Here is a 16,650-nt window from a genome sequence, read left to right as displayed (position 1 = left end):
GCCGCTCAGCCCTCCATCACATAGCCGTGGTGGGCGATCTCGATCGTCTCCATCGCGACCTTCGGCGATTCGGGAGTGAACGACGGTCCGGTCCAGCGCACGGGCACGACTTCCAGCAGCCCCCACTGGGCCACCTTCCGCCCGTCCCCGGTCCGCGCCTCGATGTGCGCCGTCTTGCGGCTGAAGCCGGTCGTCATGGTGGCGAACCAGCGGGCCACCTTCTCCGTCTCCCGGGTGAGCGGGCGGGACAGCTTGACGTTGGAGTACTTCAGCCGGGTCGGCAGCTGCCACAGATGCCCGTTGTTGCCGCCCTCCTCCCGGGTCTCCAGGACCACTTCGCAGCCCAGCCCGTCACAGGTGTTGAACGACCCGAGCTCGATGTCGTCGATCGTCACGACGAAGCAGACGCTGACGGCGGGGTCGTCGTCCGGGGAGGTGGCCATGGCACGTGCCTCTCGATCGGTGACTCGCGTGACTCGGTGGCTGGGCGGCGTGGTGATGCGGTGATGTGCCGGGTGCGTGGTGGGCGCTGATCGTCAGTGACGGGTGTTGATCAGGTATCCGGCGCGTTCGCGTTCGAGCCGGAGGTCGGCCTTGAGGAGCCGGCTGAGCGGCCCGTAGAGCGCCCGGACCAGCTCGTCCGTCGCGGGGGGCGCCCCCTGCCCCGCCGGTGGCCCGGCGGGGGCCTCCGTCCCGGCTCCGGGCGCCGCTTCCGGACCCGCGCCCGCCTCGGCTCCGGACGGCGCTTCCGGTTCCGTCGCGGGTGGGGGTTCGGGTTCCGGCGGCGGGGGTGGCTCCTCGGCGATCTCCGCGTCCCGCTGCACGACGGGCCGTGAGGTGCCGTGCAGGGGTGCGGCCCCGAAGACGACGCTCCCGTCGGCCATGCGCTGGGCCACTCCGGAGGCCACGGCGACGGAGCCGGCGGTGGGGAACGCGGCCCGGCCCCCGGTGCGGGCGACGGAGCCGGGCACGGGCGGCGCCCCGCTCGTCTCTCGCTGCACGCTCGTCTGTCGCTGCACGCTCGTCTGTCGTTGTACGGGCGACGTCCCGGGCCGCAGGAGCGCCGCGGGCGGACCGGTAGGGGCTGCCGGATCCGGGGCCGTCCACCGTACGGGCACGGCAGAGGGCTGACCCGGGGACGGGCCGCCGGGCAGCGGATGCTGCCCCAGCACCTCGCCGCCGCCCTCGGACGTGCGCTGGACGACCGCCCCGGCCGACGGTCCGGGAGCGCCGGGACCGGTGGCGGCACGGAGCGACAGCGGTCGCTCCCCGAGAAGGGGTGCGGTCGGGGCGACTGCGAGCGGAGGTACGGGCGTGGGCCCGCCGGGGACGGCCGCGGAGCGCTGGACGGGAACAGCGGATGACCGGGGCGCGTCGGCCGCGCTCTCCCCGCCTGCCTCTCCCCCCGACACCGCACCGGCCAGGGGCGCGTCGCCGAGCAACGGCGCCACGGGCTCGGCCGCGTCCTCACCGGTGGCAGTCCACGGCGCCTCCGGAGCCCCGGCCGCGCGGCTTACGGGATCGGCCGACGGCGCCGACGACGCGGCCTCTCGTTGAACCGTCGGAGGCCGGGGCACGGGTGGCGGAGCGGCCGACGGCCGCTCGCTCTGCCGCTGCGCGGTCGGCGGCAGACCGGGCAGCGGCGCACCGAGTCCGGGCGTGCGTCGGGGCGGCTGCGCCGGGAGCGAGTCCCCCGTGCGCAGAACCGCCTCCGTACGCCGCGAAGCCACGGTGTCCGAGCCCGTGCCCGGGTCCATCGGCCCAGCCGGCTCCGTCCGCTGGACGAGTGCCTGTTCGCCGACCAACTGCCGTACGGGCCAATCGGCTCGGGACGAAGAGCCGGCGGCCGACGTCAGAGCGGGTGCGCCCTCCCCGTAGGTGCGCTGAACGGACACCGGGGCCGGCCCGCTCCGCGGCCGCGGCGGCATCTCCACGGTCCGCTGCACCGCGGGGGCGGGGTTCCCCGCCGCCACGAGGGCGACGCCGTGCACCAGCCCGGCCGGCGCGTCCGGGCTGATCAGATGCCCCAGCGGCGTACCGAGTGCCGTCTCCTGCCGTGTGGTCAGTGCCGCTTGGAAGCCACCGGGGTCGATCACGAGGTCCTGGCCGGTCACCGACCGCTGCACCGGCTCCAGACGGCTCACATCGACACGGTCTCCCCGGTCCGGCCGCGGAGCGTCCGCGGCGGCCGGGGACGGATCGCCACCGGTGGCACCACCGCCGCGCAGCCAGGACATCAGCCCCATGACTCTTCCGCCCTCCCTGCGCTCCTCGCTACCGCCCGTTGAGGCGAGCGATCTGCGCGACGAACTTCAGTCGTTCCGGATGTTCCAGATCCAGCAGGTCGTCCAGCGGCCAGTGGAAGTGGTAAGCGAGGTACGCGACTTCCTCGTAGAGCAGGTCGGCCGCGTACGTCACGATTCCCCCAGGCGACCGCCGGCGAGATCCACCGCGAACTCCTCCTTGCAGGACGGGCACGAGACGGCGGCGCGGGTGTGCCCCTCCGCGTTGATCCGTCGGTAGAAGTCCTGGAGGAAGGCCAGGTCGGACGCGAACAGGTCCTCGATGACACCCGGGTGGATGTCCTCGACGGTCCCGATCCGGGTGACGACGCGGGAGATCAGGACAACCGACAGGTATGCGGAGTTCTCCCGCACCCGGTCGTCCCGCAACGGCACGAGTTCGTCGCGTGCGGTCGCGAGCCGCATCACGCCGGAGCGATGGACGGTGCCCGACTCGTCGACGTAGCCGCGGGGCAGGTCGAAGGCGAACTCCGTACGCAGGGGCTCGGACCGCCCGGCGCTCTCCCGCTCCGCGTGCTCCCCCTGCGGAGCCTGGAACTGGACCGTACGCCGCATCAGTCGAGCTCCATGCTCTCGTAGGTGATCGACAGCTTCTCCGTGAGGACCGAGGTGTCACCGGCCTTGAGCGTGCCGATCTCCAGGGACTTCGGCCAGGCGTTGATCAGCTTGTACCGCTTGATGGGCAGGCCCTCGTAGTCGTAGACGATGACCGCTCCGTTGCGCCGGGCGCTCATCATGCGGCCGAACCGGGAGTCCTTGATCCAGCGTTCGAAGCTGTTGTCCTCCGTGAGGCCGCGCGTGACGGTGACCTCGCCGGCCTTGGGACGGCCGGGCAGCTTCTTGATGGCGTACTTGCCGTCGGCGGTGTTCTGCTTCAGCTCGATGACGTCCTGCTCCATCTTCAGACCGCTGACCTCGGTGATCTGCTTGATGATGACGCTGTCGAATTCCAGGCCGAAGGAATGCCCGACGGAACTGTCAAGATCGGGAAGCGGCACAACGGGCTCCTTACACCAGGTTCGAGGACGGGCCGGTCACTGCTGTACGACGTGCTGCCGACGGCCCGGTCATTCGTCGACACCTCCCGTGCCGCCGGTCAGCTGGGAGAGCCGGAACACCACGAACTCCGCCGGCTTGACGGGGGCGACACCGATCTCGCAGATGACCTGCCCCGCGTCGACGCTCTCGGGCGGGTTGGTCTCCCGGTCGCACTTCACGTAGAACGCCTCGTCGGGGGTGAGCCCGAACAGGGAGCCCTTGCGCCACTCGTTCACCAGGAACGCCGAGACCGTACGCCGGATGCGCGCCCACAGCGCGTCGTCGTTCGGCTCGAAGACGACCCACTGCGTGCCGGCGAGGATCGACTCCTCCAGGTAGTTGAAGAGCCGCCGGACGTTGAGGTAGCGCCAGGCCGGGTCGGAGGCCAGCGTCCGCGCGCCCCAGACCCGGATGCCGCGTCCGGGGAAGGCGCGGATGCAGTTCAGTCCGATCGGGTTCAGCAGATCGTGCTCGCCCTTGGTCAGCTGTGTCTGCAGCGCCACGGCCCCCCGCACCACCTCGTTGGCCGGTGCTTTGTGCACGCCGCGTGTGTCGTCGTTGCGGGCCCAGATTCCCGCGATGTGCCCGCTCGGCGGTACGAGGGCGGCGCGGCCGGAGGCGGGGTCGGCGACGCTGATCCAGGGGTAGTAGAGCGTGGCGTACTTGGAGTCGAAGTTGGCCCGCTCCGTGCGCCAGCCCCGGATCTGTTGCGGCGAGAGTCCCGGCGGAGGATCCAGAATGGCGACGCGGTCACCCATCAACTCGCAATGACTGATGATGCCTTGCTGCACTGCGACGACGGACTCCAGATCGAGCAGCCCGCGTTCGAACGCGCCCATCAGGTCGGGCACGGCGACCATCGTGACCTCGTCCACCGCTTCGAGCCCGCCGAGCCCCGTGCGGCGGTCCGCGTCACCCACGTACACCTCGGGAGCGAGCGAACCGGCGCCGCCCGCCACGGAGGCGGCGGGAGCGAGCGCGACGGACTGGACGTCGGGCCTGGCGGGGGCGGCGCCGCGCCCCGTCTCCCGTATCTCGATGAGTTCGGACTTGGCGTTGACGCGGGTGGCGACGTTCTCCTTGCTGCGCTTGGTGGTCACGGACGGGTACGTCTCCGCGACCTGACCGTCCCTCTTCACGATCAGCTGGAAGACGTCGGAGGGCGGGTCGTCGCCCTCGGCCTCCGCGACCTCCACGCTGATCTCGCCGGCCACGCCCGGCCGGGGCTTGACGGCGTACGGCCCGACCTGGACCTCGGACCCGGCGGCCAGGTCCCCGGCACCGGTGTCCGACGCCTCGGCTCCCTCGGCGATGCGCACGACGTAACAGATGCCGCCCCCGTTGGCGAAGAAGCCGTAGACGGCGGAGGCGAGGTACGTACCGTCGACGAAGTCGCCGAAGGTGCTGACGAACTGGCTCCAGTTCGTGATGAGCGTGGGCTCGTCGAACGGCCCCCGCTGGGCGAAGCCGACGAAGGCGGCGACCGAGGTGCCCACCCCTTCGATCGGCCGGGACCCGGACTCGACCTCTTCGACGTAGACGCCCGGGGACAGGTACGACGGCATATGAGCCTCTCCTTGACGCGCTCCTCGACGTGCTCCTCGCCCCCGTTCCAGGACCGGGGAACGCCGGCAATTCTCGCCACTCGCGCGATCACCGGGAACGGATACACGGCCGCCCCGCCGTGCACGGGCGACTGCCCGAAGAGGCAATCCGAGAACGCCTCGCACACCACGTGCACGTGCCCGGGCCGCAGCCCGCACACACTCCACCCCTCCGGTACGCGCGCGGCAGCCTGACACACCACGTCCGGGCGGAACGGTGGCTGGCGGGAGGGACGGATGAAGGCGGTTCCGGAGAAGACCCCCACCACGCCGGGTCGACCCGACGCCGCTCCCCGCACGGACCGGGCCGCCCCCGCTGCGTCCTCCCCGCCCCCCGACCGGCGAAGCATTCAGCGTCTGCAACGGGCGGCCGGTAACGCGGCGGTCTCCCGGCTGGTGGCCCAGCGCTACAGCGCCCCGGTCAAGCCCGCTCCCGCCCAGGCACCCGGTTTCCGCAGCATGAAGACGGCTGTGGCGGCGAAGAAGACCCGGATCGCCGTCCATCCGCCTGCGGCTGCGGAGTCCAAGGCGTCCCAGGACGCGGCTGTCGCGCCCCCTGACGACAAGGAGGCTCAGGGGAAGGCGGCGAACGCCGAGAAGATGAACGCGGCGAAGCCCGGCGAGTTCGACAAGAAGGCGTTCGTCGACGCGGTGGACAAGGCGATCGACGCACAGGCTCCGAAGAACCTCGACGAGGCCGACAAGTTCTCCAAGTCCGGCAAGGCGGACAAGGTCAAGGAGGAGGTCGACGGCAAGGTCACGGACGGCAAGAAGTCGTCGGCCGAGGACATCGACACCGCGACGAAGGCTCCACCGGACACCTCGGCCGCCAAGGACAAGCCGGTCACCCCGCTCACCCCCGACCAGCCCCCGGGCAACCCCGGCGCCCCCTCGGCGGCCGACGCGATCCCGGCGAGGCAGCCGGCCGCCGTCACGGACTTCTCCGAGGGACCTGCCCAGAACGACAAGGAGATGGCGGACGCCGAGGTCACCGAGGAGCAGCTGGCCAAGGGCAACGAACCGGAGTTCAACGAGGCCCTGTCGGCGAAGAAGACAGCCGAGACGGACTCCGAGAAGGCCCCGACGAAGGGCAGGTCAGCGGAGAACCAGCAGCTGAGCACCGCCAAGGCGGGCGCGGCGGCCTCCGGCGCCGCGGCGATGACCGCGCTCACCGCGACACGGACCACGGCCGGCCAACAGGTGGACGGCGGCAAGGGCGAAACGAAGTCGAAGGACGAGAAGAAGCGCGCCGAGGTGACGGCGAAGCTGCAGAAGGTCTACGACGGCACGAAGAAGGACGTCGAGACCACACTCTCCGACCTCGACAAGAAGGTCGACACGGCGTTCACCGCGGGTGAGAAGTCGGCCCGGGACGCGTTCACGGCGGACCACAAGCGCCGCATGAAGGCGTACAAGGACAAGCGTTATTCGGGCTGGACCGGAAAGGCCCGCTGGGTGAAGGACAAGTTCGCCGGCCTGCCCAAGGAGGCGAACAACCTCTACCAGGAGGCCCGCAAGCTCTACGTGGCCCAGATGCGGACGGTGATCTCCTCGGTCGCCGACATCATCGGCACGGAACTGGGCAAGGCGAAGGCCCGCATCGCCAAGGGCCGCACCGAACTCAAGGCCGAGGTCGACAAACTTCCCGCGGACCTGCGCCAGTTCGGCGACGAGGCGGCCAAGGACTTCGCCGGCAGGTTCGACGACCTGGAAGCCACGGTCAACGAGAAGTCCGAACAACTTGTCCAGGACCTGGCGTCCAAGTACACCGCGGCACTCAACAAAATCGACGAGGAGATCAAGAAACTCCAGGAGGCCAACAAGGGCCTGATCGACAAGGCGAAAGACGCGATCGTCGGCGCGATCAAGACGATCAACGAGCTGAAGAACCTGCTGCTCGGCATCCTCGCCAAAGCCGCCGGCGCCATCATGAAGATCATCAAGGACCCCATCGGTTTTCTGGGCAACCTGGTCAAGGCCGTCGGCGCGGGCCTCAACCTCTTCGTCACGAACATCACCGAGCACCTGAAGACGGGAGTCGTCTCCTGGCTGCTCGGCACCGCGGTCAAGGCGGGCCTCGAACTCCCCCAGAAGTTCGACATGAAGGGCATCATCCAGCTCATCGGCTCACTGCTGGGCCTGACCTGGGCCAACATCAAAGCCCGCGTCACCCGCAAGGGCGTCCCGGACGAGGCGATGGCGGCGGTCGAGACGTCGGTCCCGGTCGCGAAGAACATCGCCGCCGAGGGCCCCGCTGGCGCGGTCAAGGAAATCCAGGCGGAGGCCGGCGACCTCAAGGCCACGATCCTGGAGAAGCTGACGAGCTACCTGATCCCCACGGTCATCATCGCGGGCGTCACATGGATCCTCTCCCTGCTCAACCCGGCGTCCGCGTTCGTCCGCGCCGTCAAGGGAATCATCGACATCGTCACGTTCATCGTGAACCAGGGCTCCCAGATCGTGGAGTTCGTCAACTCGGTGCTGGACGCGGTGGTGGCGATAGCCAACGGCGGCTCGGCGGGCGTCCCGAAGATGGTCGAGGCCGCTCTGGCCGCGAGCGTTCCGCTGCTGATCGGATTCCTGGCGTCGCTCCTGGGCATCGGCAGCCTGGCCAGCAAGGTCAAGAGCGTCTTCCATGCGGTGGCTCGGCCGGTGAACCGGGCGATCGAAAAGATCGTCGACTTCATCGCCAAGAAGGGGAGGAGCCTATGGAAGAACCTCAACCGAGAAAAGAAGGACCCTGCGGCAAGATCAAAGAAGAATGAGGATGCAAAGAATCCGGACAAGCCCGCCTCCAGCCGCCGACACATACGTGAAATCATCGCCGATATCGACTCCAGCCGGAACTTCAAGACATTTGGACACCCGCACACGATCAGAGCGAGGGGGGATTCATCAGGGGAGTTACATCTGACGTTGGCGAGCGAAGAAGAGGACTTCAAGAAGAAGATCAGGAGGGTGGTGGCCGAGCTAGGAACCTATCCAGCACCAAGAAAGATAAGGAACGTTTCTCCTGGAGACATGGTTGAAAGGCTGAACACCTCCATAGCGTCAGCGAAACGACTCAAGGAATCGTTTGGCGCATGGAAGGCCCAAGAGCAGGCGAGAGCAACACCCAACCCAGGTGCAGCAAATGTGATCAAGAGTCGGGTCGATGCCTGGATAGCTTCAGGATCACCTGATGTAGTCGATACGTCCAACATTCCCGCACCTACGCTCCCTCCTGGATTCAATAAACACAGAGAGCTGCTCTACGAAGGTGATGGAAACCGTTTCAAGAGGGCAAAGATAGCCGTTATCGGGCGAGACTTTCCTGCGATCTTCGACGACGTGCAGGCGGCGATAGACCCGTACAAGAAGGCTCTGGCCGCCGGAGCGGCACCAATGGAGCTGCGGATTCAGAAAGCCTTGGCCGCCCAGCGGCTGCGGGACATGACCATGCTGGGAGCAGCCAAGGACGATGCCAAGGTACCCGTCAAAGTACTCAGGGAGTTCAAGAGGAAGGGTGACGTAAACGGAAGGAACATGAGGGCTGCCTCGAACTGGAACGCCGACCACATTGTCCCGCTCGCCGCTCATTGGCACGCCATCGGATTCAATTCCGATGACAAGACCAGAGTCGACACAACGCCCGAGGTTTCGAACCTTCAACTGATCGCAGCGGATGCCAACAAGTCCGCTCAAGCAAATTACGGAGGAACGAAGTACGAGTTCATGAAGAAGAAAACGGGGCCGGACTTCAAGACTGACAAAGTGGAGCTGGTATAGTGATTTACGGTTCGGAGAAGGATAGACTGGAGCGCGTAATTCAAGGGCTTCGCTCATCGGGATGGACCATCTCCAGCGCGGCAGAGACCTCACACAACGATCCGACCATAGGAATACCGGAGAACTACGAACAATACTTCGACGATGAGGGCACCCTAGCCAGAGACCTCCCCTTCGAATGGGGACACGGAATGCCGTCGAGGATCCAGGTCGAATTTGCTAGAAAGGATCTTTGCGCCACGCTTGATCTGAGTGCCGACGAGGGCGACGGAAGAATTTTGGCAGATCGATCGGGACAATCCGACGTGTGTCGCCTCATCAAGGCTTTCGCCACGCTGGAAGGACTCGGGTACATCGCAGAGGGCGACTTCGCCTACACCAATTCCAGCGGGTGGAGTGATGTCCATGAACGCCAAACAGGTAGTGTTCAAGCAGTATTTTGGAACAGTCAGGCTCACCTGGACTGCTTCGACAACGAGGGAACGCTGATCGATGACCTCCCACTGCAGTGGGCCGGTGATCCAGACGTAATTGCGGCTGCACTTCGCGAAACAGGACTGATGATCGAGATTCCAGAAATTTCAGAAATGGCGTTCTACGTGGTGCCGGAGGAGGAAGACGGCGCATGACGCAGAGGAGCCGACGCGGCCTCCTGATGTCCTCCTCCAGCGAAATGCCCGTGAAGACCGCTGCTGTCAGACGTCGACAACCCGCACAGGCAGAGACTTCAGACCGTTGATGAAGTTCGACACCAGGCGGCGCGGTGGCGCCGCGAGCTCAAGAGGCCCTGTGGGGAACACCCGGCACGCCTCCTCGTACAGCACCCGCAACTGCAGGCGCGCGAAGTGCGCGCCCAGGCAGACGTGAGGGCCGTCGCCGAAGGAGAGGTGCGGGTTCGGGGAGCGGGAGAGGTCCAGGGCGAACGGGTCCGGGAAGACGCGCTCGTCGTGGTTGGCCGAGGCGTGGAAGACGACCACCTTGTCGCCCGCGCGGATGGGGGTGTCCGACAGGTGCGTGTCCTGGGTGGCCGTGCGGCGGAAGGTGAGGACCGGTGGGTGGCGGCGGAGCAGTTCGTCCACAGCGGTGGTGAACCCCACCTCGCCGTTGCGCAGGCGGTCGTACGCCTCGGGGTGCTCGGCCAGGAGGTGCAGGCCGCCGGGGGCCGCGCCGCGTACCGTGTCGTTGCCCGCGACCACCAGCAGGAAGAAGAACATCTCCAGCTCCGGCGCGGTCAGTTCGGGGTCGGTGGCGAGAGCCGTGATCACGTCGTCGGCGGGGTGTTCGCGCTTGTGGGCAGCCAGGACGTGCGCGTAGTCGAACATGTCGCGCAGTGACCCCGGGGAGCGCGGATTGACCGGCTTGCCGTCCGGGCCGAGTTTCGGTGTCCCTGCCTCGTCCGGGTCCTGGTAGCCGATGACGCGTTGGGTCCAGTGCAGCAGGAGCGCGCGCTCGGCGGCCGGTACGCCCAGCAGGTCGGTGAGGTTGAGCAGGGCGTAGTCGTCGGTGACCCGGGCGACGAGGTCGCAGGTGCCGTCGCCGGCCCTCGCCCCGGCGACCGCGCGGGTGAGGAGGGAGCGGGCCCGTTCCCGTACGACCGATTCGAAGTGGTCCACGCGCCTCGGGGTGAAGGCGCGGCTGACGAGCGTACGCAGGCGCCGGTGGTGCGGTGGGTCCTGGTTGAGCATCATCCGGCGGATGAACGGCAGGTCTGCGGGGTCCGGGTCGCGGATCTGGGTGGCACCCAGGCACGAGGAGTACGTGGAGGCGTCCTTCAGCACGCGGACGGCGTCCTGGTGCCGGGTGACCGCCCAGAAGCCCGGGCCCGCCGGCCAGCCCAGTACCTCCGGCTCCTCCTGCCACGCGACGGGGTGATGGTCGCGCAGATGGCGGTAGCGGTCGTGGGGGACGCCCTTCGCGTACTGCCTCGGATCGAAGACGTCCGGGACCGGTACCGGAGAGACGGCCCCGCTCACGCGCTCCCTCCGCCGCCCTCCGTGTCCGCCCGCAAGAAGTCCTCGACCGCCCGGATCACGTCGAGCGGAGCCTCGTCCATCGCGTAGTGGCCGCACGACGCCAGCTCCACGAGCTTGGCGCTCGGGAACCAGCGCATCCATGTGGAACGTTGCAGGTCCGCGGAGAGGGCCGGGTCCAGTGCTCCCACGACCGCCAGGGCCGGCACGGGCGAACCGTCGATCCGGTCGTGGAAGTCCTCGCCCGCCCAGGAATCCAGCCAAGCCCGGAACGCCTTCGCGTCGCTGCACTCGACCGAGCGACGCACCATACGGTCCAGCCAGGCGGCCGGGCGCCGCCCTCCGGTGGTGGTGTCGAGGATGATCCGACGGTTGCCCGGGTTCTGCGCCGCCTCGGCGAACAGCTCCCACTGTTCGGGTGGCAACGGCAGGCCGGACGCGGGGACCGGCGACACGCCGACGATCCGGCGCACCCGCTGCGGGGCGGCGGCCAGCGTCCGCTGGATGACGGAGCCGCCCATCGAGTGGCCGATCAGCGAGAACCGGTCCCAGCCGAGTCGGTCGGCCAGCGCGAGCACGTCGTCGGCGCCCTCGGCCGTGGTGTACGCGCCGCCCACATCCCTCGCTTCGCCGTATCCCCGCAGGTCCACCACCGCGTACTGGAACGAGCCGGTGTCGAGGTCCGGCAGCACCGGGTCGTACGCGGAGCGGTCGGCGAGCCAGCCGTGTACCGCGATCACCTTGTGCGGGCCCTCGCCGTGCAGGGTATGAGGCAGAACAGACAAACCGGTCACGTCGGCTCCTGTCACAGTACAGCGGTGGCCTGTCGGTCAACGTCGGCCCGTCCACGGTGACGCTGTCCACCGGCCCGCGCAAGGGAACACGCGGGGGAAGTATCGGGCGGCCGAGGAGAAGCTGTTCCGCCTTCGCCCCCTCACCCCTGAACCAGCCCCAGGTACGGCCCGAACTCCGAGGCAAGCGTCAGCCGTCCCAGCTTCTGGTACTCCCGCTGGATCGCGTGGATCAGCGTCGTCATCGTCACCGCGCCTCCGGTGTCCGCCGCCAGGTACGCCGCCGTCACCGCGATCGAGCGGATGTTGCCGCCCGCCAGCTCGAAGTTCTCGGCGCAGAAGCCGAGGTCCAGGTCCGTGCCGCGCGGGAGTACCGGTCCCAGGCAGCGCTCCCAGAGCACCAGGCGTTGTTCCGGGTCCGGGACCGGGAAGTCGATGACCAGGTCCAGGCGGCGGGTGAAGGCGTCGTCGAGGTTGGCGCGGAGGTTCGTGGCGAGAATGGCCAGGCCGTCGAAGGACTCCATGCGCTGGAGGAGGTACGCGCTCTCCACGTTCGCGTAGCGGTCGTGCGCGTCCTTCACGTCCGAGCGTTTACCGAAGATCGCGTCCGCCTCGTCGAAGAGCAGGACGCCGTTGACGCCCGCCGCCTCCGTGAAGATGCGTTCCAGGTTCTTCTCGGTCTCGCCGACGTACTTGTCGATGACCGTCGCCAGGTCGACCGTGTAGAGGTCCAGGCCGAGGTCGGCCGCGATCACCTCCGCGGACATCGTCTTGCCCGTGCCGGAGTCCCCCGCGAAGAGGGCTGATACGCCTCGGCCCCGGCCGCCGCCCGGACGCATGCCCCACTCCCCCAGGACGCGGTCGCGGTGGCGGGCGCGGGCGGTGAGTTCGCGGAGCTGGGCGTGGGTGCCGGGTGGGAGGACCAGGTCGTGCCAGGTGACCGCGGGTTCGATGCGGCGGGCCAGGCGGTCCAGGCCGGCCGCGTTCTGGGCGCGGGCTCCCTGGCGTACGTGGTCGGGGGTGAGTGCTCCGCCGTCCAGTTGCGCCGTCTGGGCAGCGCTGCGGGCCGCACCGGTGACCTGTTCCGGGGTGAGGAGGAAGGGGGCGAGGAGGTGGTCCGGGTCGATGGCGGGCGGGAGGGGGGCCGATGCCGTGTGCGCGTAGGCGTCGCTCCACAGAGCGCCGCGTGCCGATGGCTCCACCCTCGGAGCGTGCAGGAGCAGCGGCGGGACCGTCGACCACGACGCGTCCCACGGCACCCTGCCCACCATGACGGTGGGGACGGGCGTGGCCGTGAGGAGCCTGAGCAGGTGCGGGTGTTCGCGGGACACCGCGTCCAGTGGGGCGCAGACCAGGCCGGCGCGTGTCAGGCGTGCCTCGCGCACCAGGGAACGTACCGCGTCGGCGGGTGCGGGGTCCTCCGCCAGACGTGCCAGGTCCAGTCCCAGGACTCCCCGGCCCGCGCGGGTGAGCGCCGATGCGGCGAGGGCCGTGCCCGCCCCGCCCTGGTCCTCGGCCAGGTAGGCGAGGGGGAGCCCACCGGCCAGGACCCGGGCCAGCGGGGCCGGGTCGCCCACGCCTGCCACCGCGTGCCACGGCGCGAGGAGGTCGGCCAGGCGCGGGTCCCTCGTGTCGTCGCCCAGGAGGTGGGCGGTGACCCGGTCCGGGACGCGCAGCGCGCGGCTCAGGAACGGGCGGTCGAGGTCCTCGGCCAGCAGGAGGCCTGCGTGACGGAGCGGGGCGCGGGGGGCCAGCCGCCCCCGCGCGACCGCGTCGGCCGGTGACAGCCCGCACAGGCCGAGCGCCAGGCCGATGGACGGGCGGCGGCGGGTCACGTCGTCGTTGAGGTAGCCGTAGAAGGCTTCGAAGCGGTCGTCCAGATCCGGTACGAGGGCGATCAGCAGGATCTCGATGTCGAGCGCGGTGAGCCCGAAGTCGGCCTCCAGGCAGGTGAGTCGCGAGCCCTCGCCCCCCGTCGGAACGGCGTCACCCGCGGTCGGAACGGCGTCATCCGCTGCCCGGCCGGCGTCACCAGAGATCCGGCCGGCGTCATCCGCTGTCCGGCCGGCGTCACCCGCTATCGGTTCCGGAAAGCCTCGTGCCGCCTCCTCGTCCAGCAGTCGCGCGACGTTCTCGGCCGTGAGGTAGAGCCCCCGGAACTCGTCCTCGGGGTCCGGATCCGCGCGCTGCCGGACCTCCACCGCATGGCGGATGCGTTGCTCGACGTCCACCGCGCGGGCGAGCAGGTGACGCAGGTTCGGGTCCTGGTCCCGGTGGCCCGTGGGTGTCATGGAGTGCTGTCCTCGGTACGGCCGCCGCGCACGCGTCGGCTCTCATTGACGCGGAGGGCGAGGCCCCGTCGGCGCTCCGTCGAACCGGTCGGGTCCTCGGGCGCCGGTCGGCCCGGGCGGCTTCCGTAGACCGGGAGGCCGGCGCGTCCCGGCATCGGGTCGCGCCGCGGTTCCGAGGTCGGCGGTACGTCTCCGAAGTGCGCCCGGAGCCCTTCCTCGCCCACCGGCGGCCCCGCCTCGTACGTCGGTGAGGCAGTGACCGGGACGCTGACCACCAGGTCCAGCGAGGGCTTCAGCTCACCGCCCAGGGCGCTCCACACATCCGCGAACGAGCGGTCCTCCGGGGGCGGGAGCGCGATCGACATCGGGACGGCCGCCCCTATGTCGGCGAGGGAGCCGGCCAGGCGTTCCGGGGGCAGGGCCTCGTACGCCAGCAGACAGCCGAGCAGGGAGGACAGCAGCCGGTGTTCGTCCTCCGGGCGCTTCGTCCACGCCGTGATCAGATACGACAGCTTGAAGTAGCGGGGCGGGCGCCGTCGCGCGATGACGGTGCCCCGCTCGTCGTACTCGTTGTGGAGTCCGCGCTCGCGGCGTCGCATGTCCTCGCGGATGTCGTAGAGGTAGAGGTTCACCATCGGGGCGTTCACCTTGGCCGCCCATTCCCGGGTCGGTGCGTCGAAGACCACCGCGATCTGGCCGCCTTCGAGCACCTCGGCCCTGATCAGGGAGCGCAGTACGTCGTCCACCTCGTGGATCATCCGGAGGTCGCCCTTCTCATGTCCGGCCCTTGAAGTCCGGTGGCTGGAGGTTGCGTTGGACCACCAGGACGGGTTTCTGGAGTCGGGGAAGGCCGCGGATGCCTGCGCGCAGGATGCGGGGGCCGAGGGTGTCCTTGCGCAGTACCAGCATCTGTACCTCGAACGTGCCGTCCCGGCCGGCCCTCACCCCCGAGCGGTCACCCGTGATCCCGCGGTTCCAGGTGAGGTTCACGGTTTCCCCGGGCGGATAGTCCTCGCCTCGCGCCAGTACGGGCTGCCCCGGCTTGGCGACCTGCGGGGTGACGGTGAGGGACGGCTTCAGTACGCGCAGCCGGTCCGTGTCCTTGTTGTTCGTCGTACGACGGTCCGGGACCGTGCCGCGCACGCTGGCCCGTACGTCCCCGGTGATCGCCGCACGGTACGTCGCCGCCTGCGTCACCTCGATCCTGCCGCCCGCCGGGATCGTGCACGGTTCGGCTGCCGTGCAGCGGGTGAGCGGGCCCAGACTCCGGTCCTTCGACGCCGACGGGGCCGGCCAGGCCGCCGCGACGACGACTCCCCTGGCGGTGTCCGGGCCTGCGTTGGTGACGGTGTAGCGGGCGCGGGCAGGGCGGGTGACGTACGTACGGTCGGGGCTGACGTCGGCCTTCACCGCGATGTCCGACGAGGGCGGCGGCGGTGACGGGGGCTCCGGCGGCGGCTTCAGCACCTCGAAGCGTGCGGTGTCCGTGCCGGTGTTGCCGGCGGCGTCGGTGGCCGAGCAGGTGACCGTGGTCGTTCCGACCGGGAAGAGCGAACCGGACGTGGGCGTGCAGGTCACGGGCAGCTCACCGTCCTGGGCGTCGGTCGCCGTCGCCGTGTAGCTGATCCGCGCCCCGTCGTCGTTCTGCGACCTCGCGATGCGGTCGTCCACGGTGACGACGGGGGCGTCGGTGTCGTTCACGTCGATGCTGATCTGCTGCTGGAATTCGGGGTCGGCTGCCGCGGCGGGACCGATGGTCTCGGTCCCCGGCGCCTGGGTGCCGAGCAGGAACTGCACCGTGCAGGTGAGGGTGGTGCCCTGCGGTGCGTCGGCTGAGACGTCGACGGTCTCCGCGAAGTGTGCGGTCTCGCCGCTGGTCAGCCGGCGGGTGGGTGGATCGAGGACGACGGTGAGGTGGGGGTCGCAGTTGTCGAGACGGTAGCCGACGGAGGTGGGGAGGTTGTCGAAGCCGTCCATGATGGCCCGGGCGACTTCGTCGGGCTGGATGCCCTCCAGCAGGCGCCCCTGGGTCGCCTCGATGATGCGCGTCGCCTGCCCCTCGATGGTCGGTGGATGCTCGACGTACTCCGGGTTGTCGGGGTTGTGGGCGTCTCCGTTGCCGTTGAGGCCGTCGCCGATCTTGCTGTCCACGTCGACGCCGATGACCCGGACACCTTTGTCCTGCAGGTCGAAGATCGTGTCGTCGATGGTGTGGTGGTTGCTGGGTGCGTGACTGGAGGCGTCACTCACCAGCACGACGACCGGGTTGGAACCCTCGCGGAAGACGGTCTTGCCCCCGGCGCCGTTGGCTATCTCCCACAGGCCGTTGATCCAGTCCTCGGAGGGGCCACGGCTGCTTCCTCCCAGCACGGTCTTCAGCCCGTTGACACCTGTCTGGACCTTGTCGACGTCATCCGTCAGCTCCTGGAGCACCTCGAATCCGGCATTGGGGTCGCCCTCCTGGTCGCCGAACGTGGCGACGGCGAAGCGTGAGTCGCGCTGCTCGGCCAGGATCTTGCCGGTGATGTCGGGCAGGTACTTCTGCACGTCGTCGATGGGCCCGGCCATGCTCTTCGTGCCGTCCACCAGCAGAACCACCTCCGGCTTCGGGGGAATGGCCGGTGTACGTACCGACTTGTCCACCCCCGTCGACCCGCCCGGGTCGAGCGCGTCGTGCAGGGTCGCCGGGGTGACCCACGGCTCGGGCGGGACGGGGACGGCCGTGGCCACGACCGTCCCCGCCGAAGCGGGGGCCAGGCCTGCGGCCAGCAACAGCAGAACGAGCGCCACCGAACGGCGCACACCCGTGAGTCCGCGTGACCGTTGCGCCGGCCGCATCCACCGCACCGAATCTCTCCCCCGCACCCGGACCTCCCACCGAAGAA

Annotated in this window: 13 protein-coding genes; 2 read left to right on the top strand and 11 right to left on the bottom strand. The window is 69.2% G+C overall.

Annotated elements, in window-relative coordinates; translation table 11 throughout:
- Window positions 1-5: 5 nt before the first annotated feature.
- The 6 genes from ACGFZA_RS21090 to ACGFZA_RS21065 all read right to left on the bottom strand — a co-directional run bounded on the left by ACGFZA_RS21090 (window position 6) and on the right by ACGFZA_RS21065 (window position 4,906).
- Window positions 6-443 carry a phage tail protein gene (locus ACGFZA_RS21090; protein ID WP_148016756.1) on the bottom strand — a complete coding sequence of 146 codons (438 nt, stop codon included), beginning with the start codon at window positions 441-443 and terminating at the stop codon, window positions 6-8.
- Window positions 444-536: 93 nt separating this feature from the next.
- Window positions 537-2,246, bottom strand: coding sequence for a hypothetical protein (locus ACGFZA_RS21085; RefSeq protein WP_393680999.1), 1,710 nt, complete (start codon window positions 2,244-2,246; stop codon window positions 537-539).
- A 28-nt stretch (window positions 2,247-2,274) separates the two neighbouring features.
- Window positions 2,275-2,418 carry a DUF6760 family protein gene (locus ACGFZA_RS21080; RefSeq protein WP_266804398.1) on the bottom strand — a complete coding sequence of 48 codons (144 nt, stop codon included), beginning with the start codon at window positions 2,416-2,418 and terminating at the stop codon, window positions 2,275-2,277.
- A complete protein-coding gene (locus ACGFZA_RS21075) occupies window positions 2,415-2,858 on the bottom strand; it encodes a hypothetical protein (RefSeq protein WP_393680997.1) in 444 nt (147 codons plus the stop codon). The genes ACGFZA_RS21080 and ACGFZA_RS21075 overlap by 4 nt, the downstream gene beginning before the upstream one ends.
- Window positions 2,858-3,301: a phage tail protein gene (locus ACGFZA_RS21070; protein WP_148016754.1), complete on the bottom strand. Its 444-nt coding sequence runs from the start codon at window positions 3,299-3,301 to the stop codon at window positions 2,858-2,860. Before ACGFZA_RS21070 ends, ACGFZA_RS21075 begins: the two co-directional genes overlap by 1 nt.
- A 69-nt stretch (window positions 3,302-3,370) precedes the next feature.
- Window positions 3,371-4,906 carry a phage tail sheath family protein gene (locus ACGFZA_RS21065; protein ID WP_393680994.1) on the bottom strand — a complete coding sequence of 512 codons (1,536 nt, stop codon included), beginning with the start codon at window positions 4,904-4,906 and terminating at the stop codon, window positions 3,371-3,373.
- A gap of 276 nt (window positions 4,907-5,182) precedes the next feature.
- Here ACGFZA_RS21065 and ACGFZA_RS21060 point away from each other — a divergent pair, with 276 nt between their 5' ends.
- Together ACGFZA_RS21060 and ACGFZA_RS21055 are read left to right on the top strand one after the other, a co-directional pair.
- The gene (locus ACGFZA_RS21060; protein WP_393680992.1) at window positions 5,183-8,713 is read left to right on the top strand and encodes a hypothetical protein; all 3,531 of its coding nucleotides are present in this window, start codon (window positions 5,183-5,185) and stop codon (window positions 8,711-8,713) included.
- Window positions 8,713-9,342 carry a hypothetical protein gene (locus ACGFZA_RS21055; RefSeq protein WP_393680990.1) on the top strand — a complete coding sequence of 210 codons (630 nt, stop codon included), beginning with the start codon at window positions 8,713-8,715 and terminating at the stop codon, window positions 9,340-9,342. The genes ACGFZA_RS21060 and ACGFZA_RS21055 overlap by 1 nt, the downstream gene beginning before the upstream one ends.
- A 66-nt stretch (window positions 9,343-9,408) precedes the next feature.
- Here the strand turns inward: ACGFZA_RS21055 and ACGFZA_RS21050 are convergent, their stop codons facing one another.
- From ACGFZA_RS21050 to ACGFZA_RS21030, 5 genes are all read right to left on the bottom strand, one after another.
- Window positions 9,409-10,686: a cytochrome P450 gene (locus ACGFZA_RS21050; RefSeq protein WP_393680988.1), complete on the bottom strand. Its 1,278-nt coding sequence runs from the start codon at window positions 10,684-10,686 to the stop codon at window positions 9,409-9,411.
- On the bottom strand, window positions 10,683-11,477 hold the full coding sequence (locus tag ACGFZA_RS21045; protein ID WP_393680986.1) for an alpha/beta fold hydrolase: 795 nt from the start codon (window positions 11,475-11,477) through the stop codon (window positions 10,683-10,685). Before ACGFZA_RS21045 ends, ACGFZA_RS21050 begins: the two co-directional genes overlap by 4 nt.
- A 140-nt stretch (window positions 11,478-11,617) precedes the next feature.
- Window positions 11,618-13,765: an AAA family ATPase gene (locus ACGFZA_RS21040; RefSeq protein ID WP_393680984.1), complete on the bottom strand. Its 2,148-nt coding sequence runs from the start codon at window positions 13,763-13,765 to the stop codon at window positions 11,618-11,620.
- On the bottom strand, window positions 13,762-14,523 hold the full coding sequence (locus ACGFZA_RS21035; protein ID WP_385274334.1) for a DUF4255 domain-containing protein: 762 nt from the start codon (window positions 14,521-14,523) through the stop codon (window positions 13,762-13,764). The genes ACGFZA_RS21040 and ACGFZA_RS21035 overlap by 4 nt, the downstream gene beginning before the upstream one ends.
- A 16-nt stretch (window positions 14,524-14,539) precedes the next feature.
- Entirely contained in the window at window positions 14,540-16,555 is a 2,016-nt protein-coding gene (locus ACGFZA_RS21030) for an HYR domain-containing protein (RefSeq protein ID WP_393680981.1), read from the bottom strand.
- Between the last annotated feature and the right edge of the window lie 95 nt (window positions 16,556-16,650).

It is taken from the genome of Streptomyces sp. NPDC048211, from assembly GCF_043202315.1.
Taxonomy (GTDB): Bacteria; Actinomycetota; Actinomycetes; order Streptomycetales; family Streptomycetaceae; genus Streptomyces.
The sequence above is the reverse complement of the archived record's forward strand: the minus strand, read 5'-3'. Positions and strand labels throughout refer to the sequence as shown.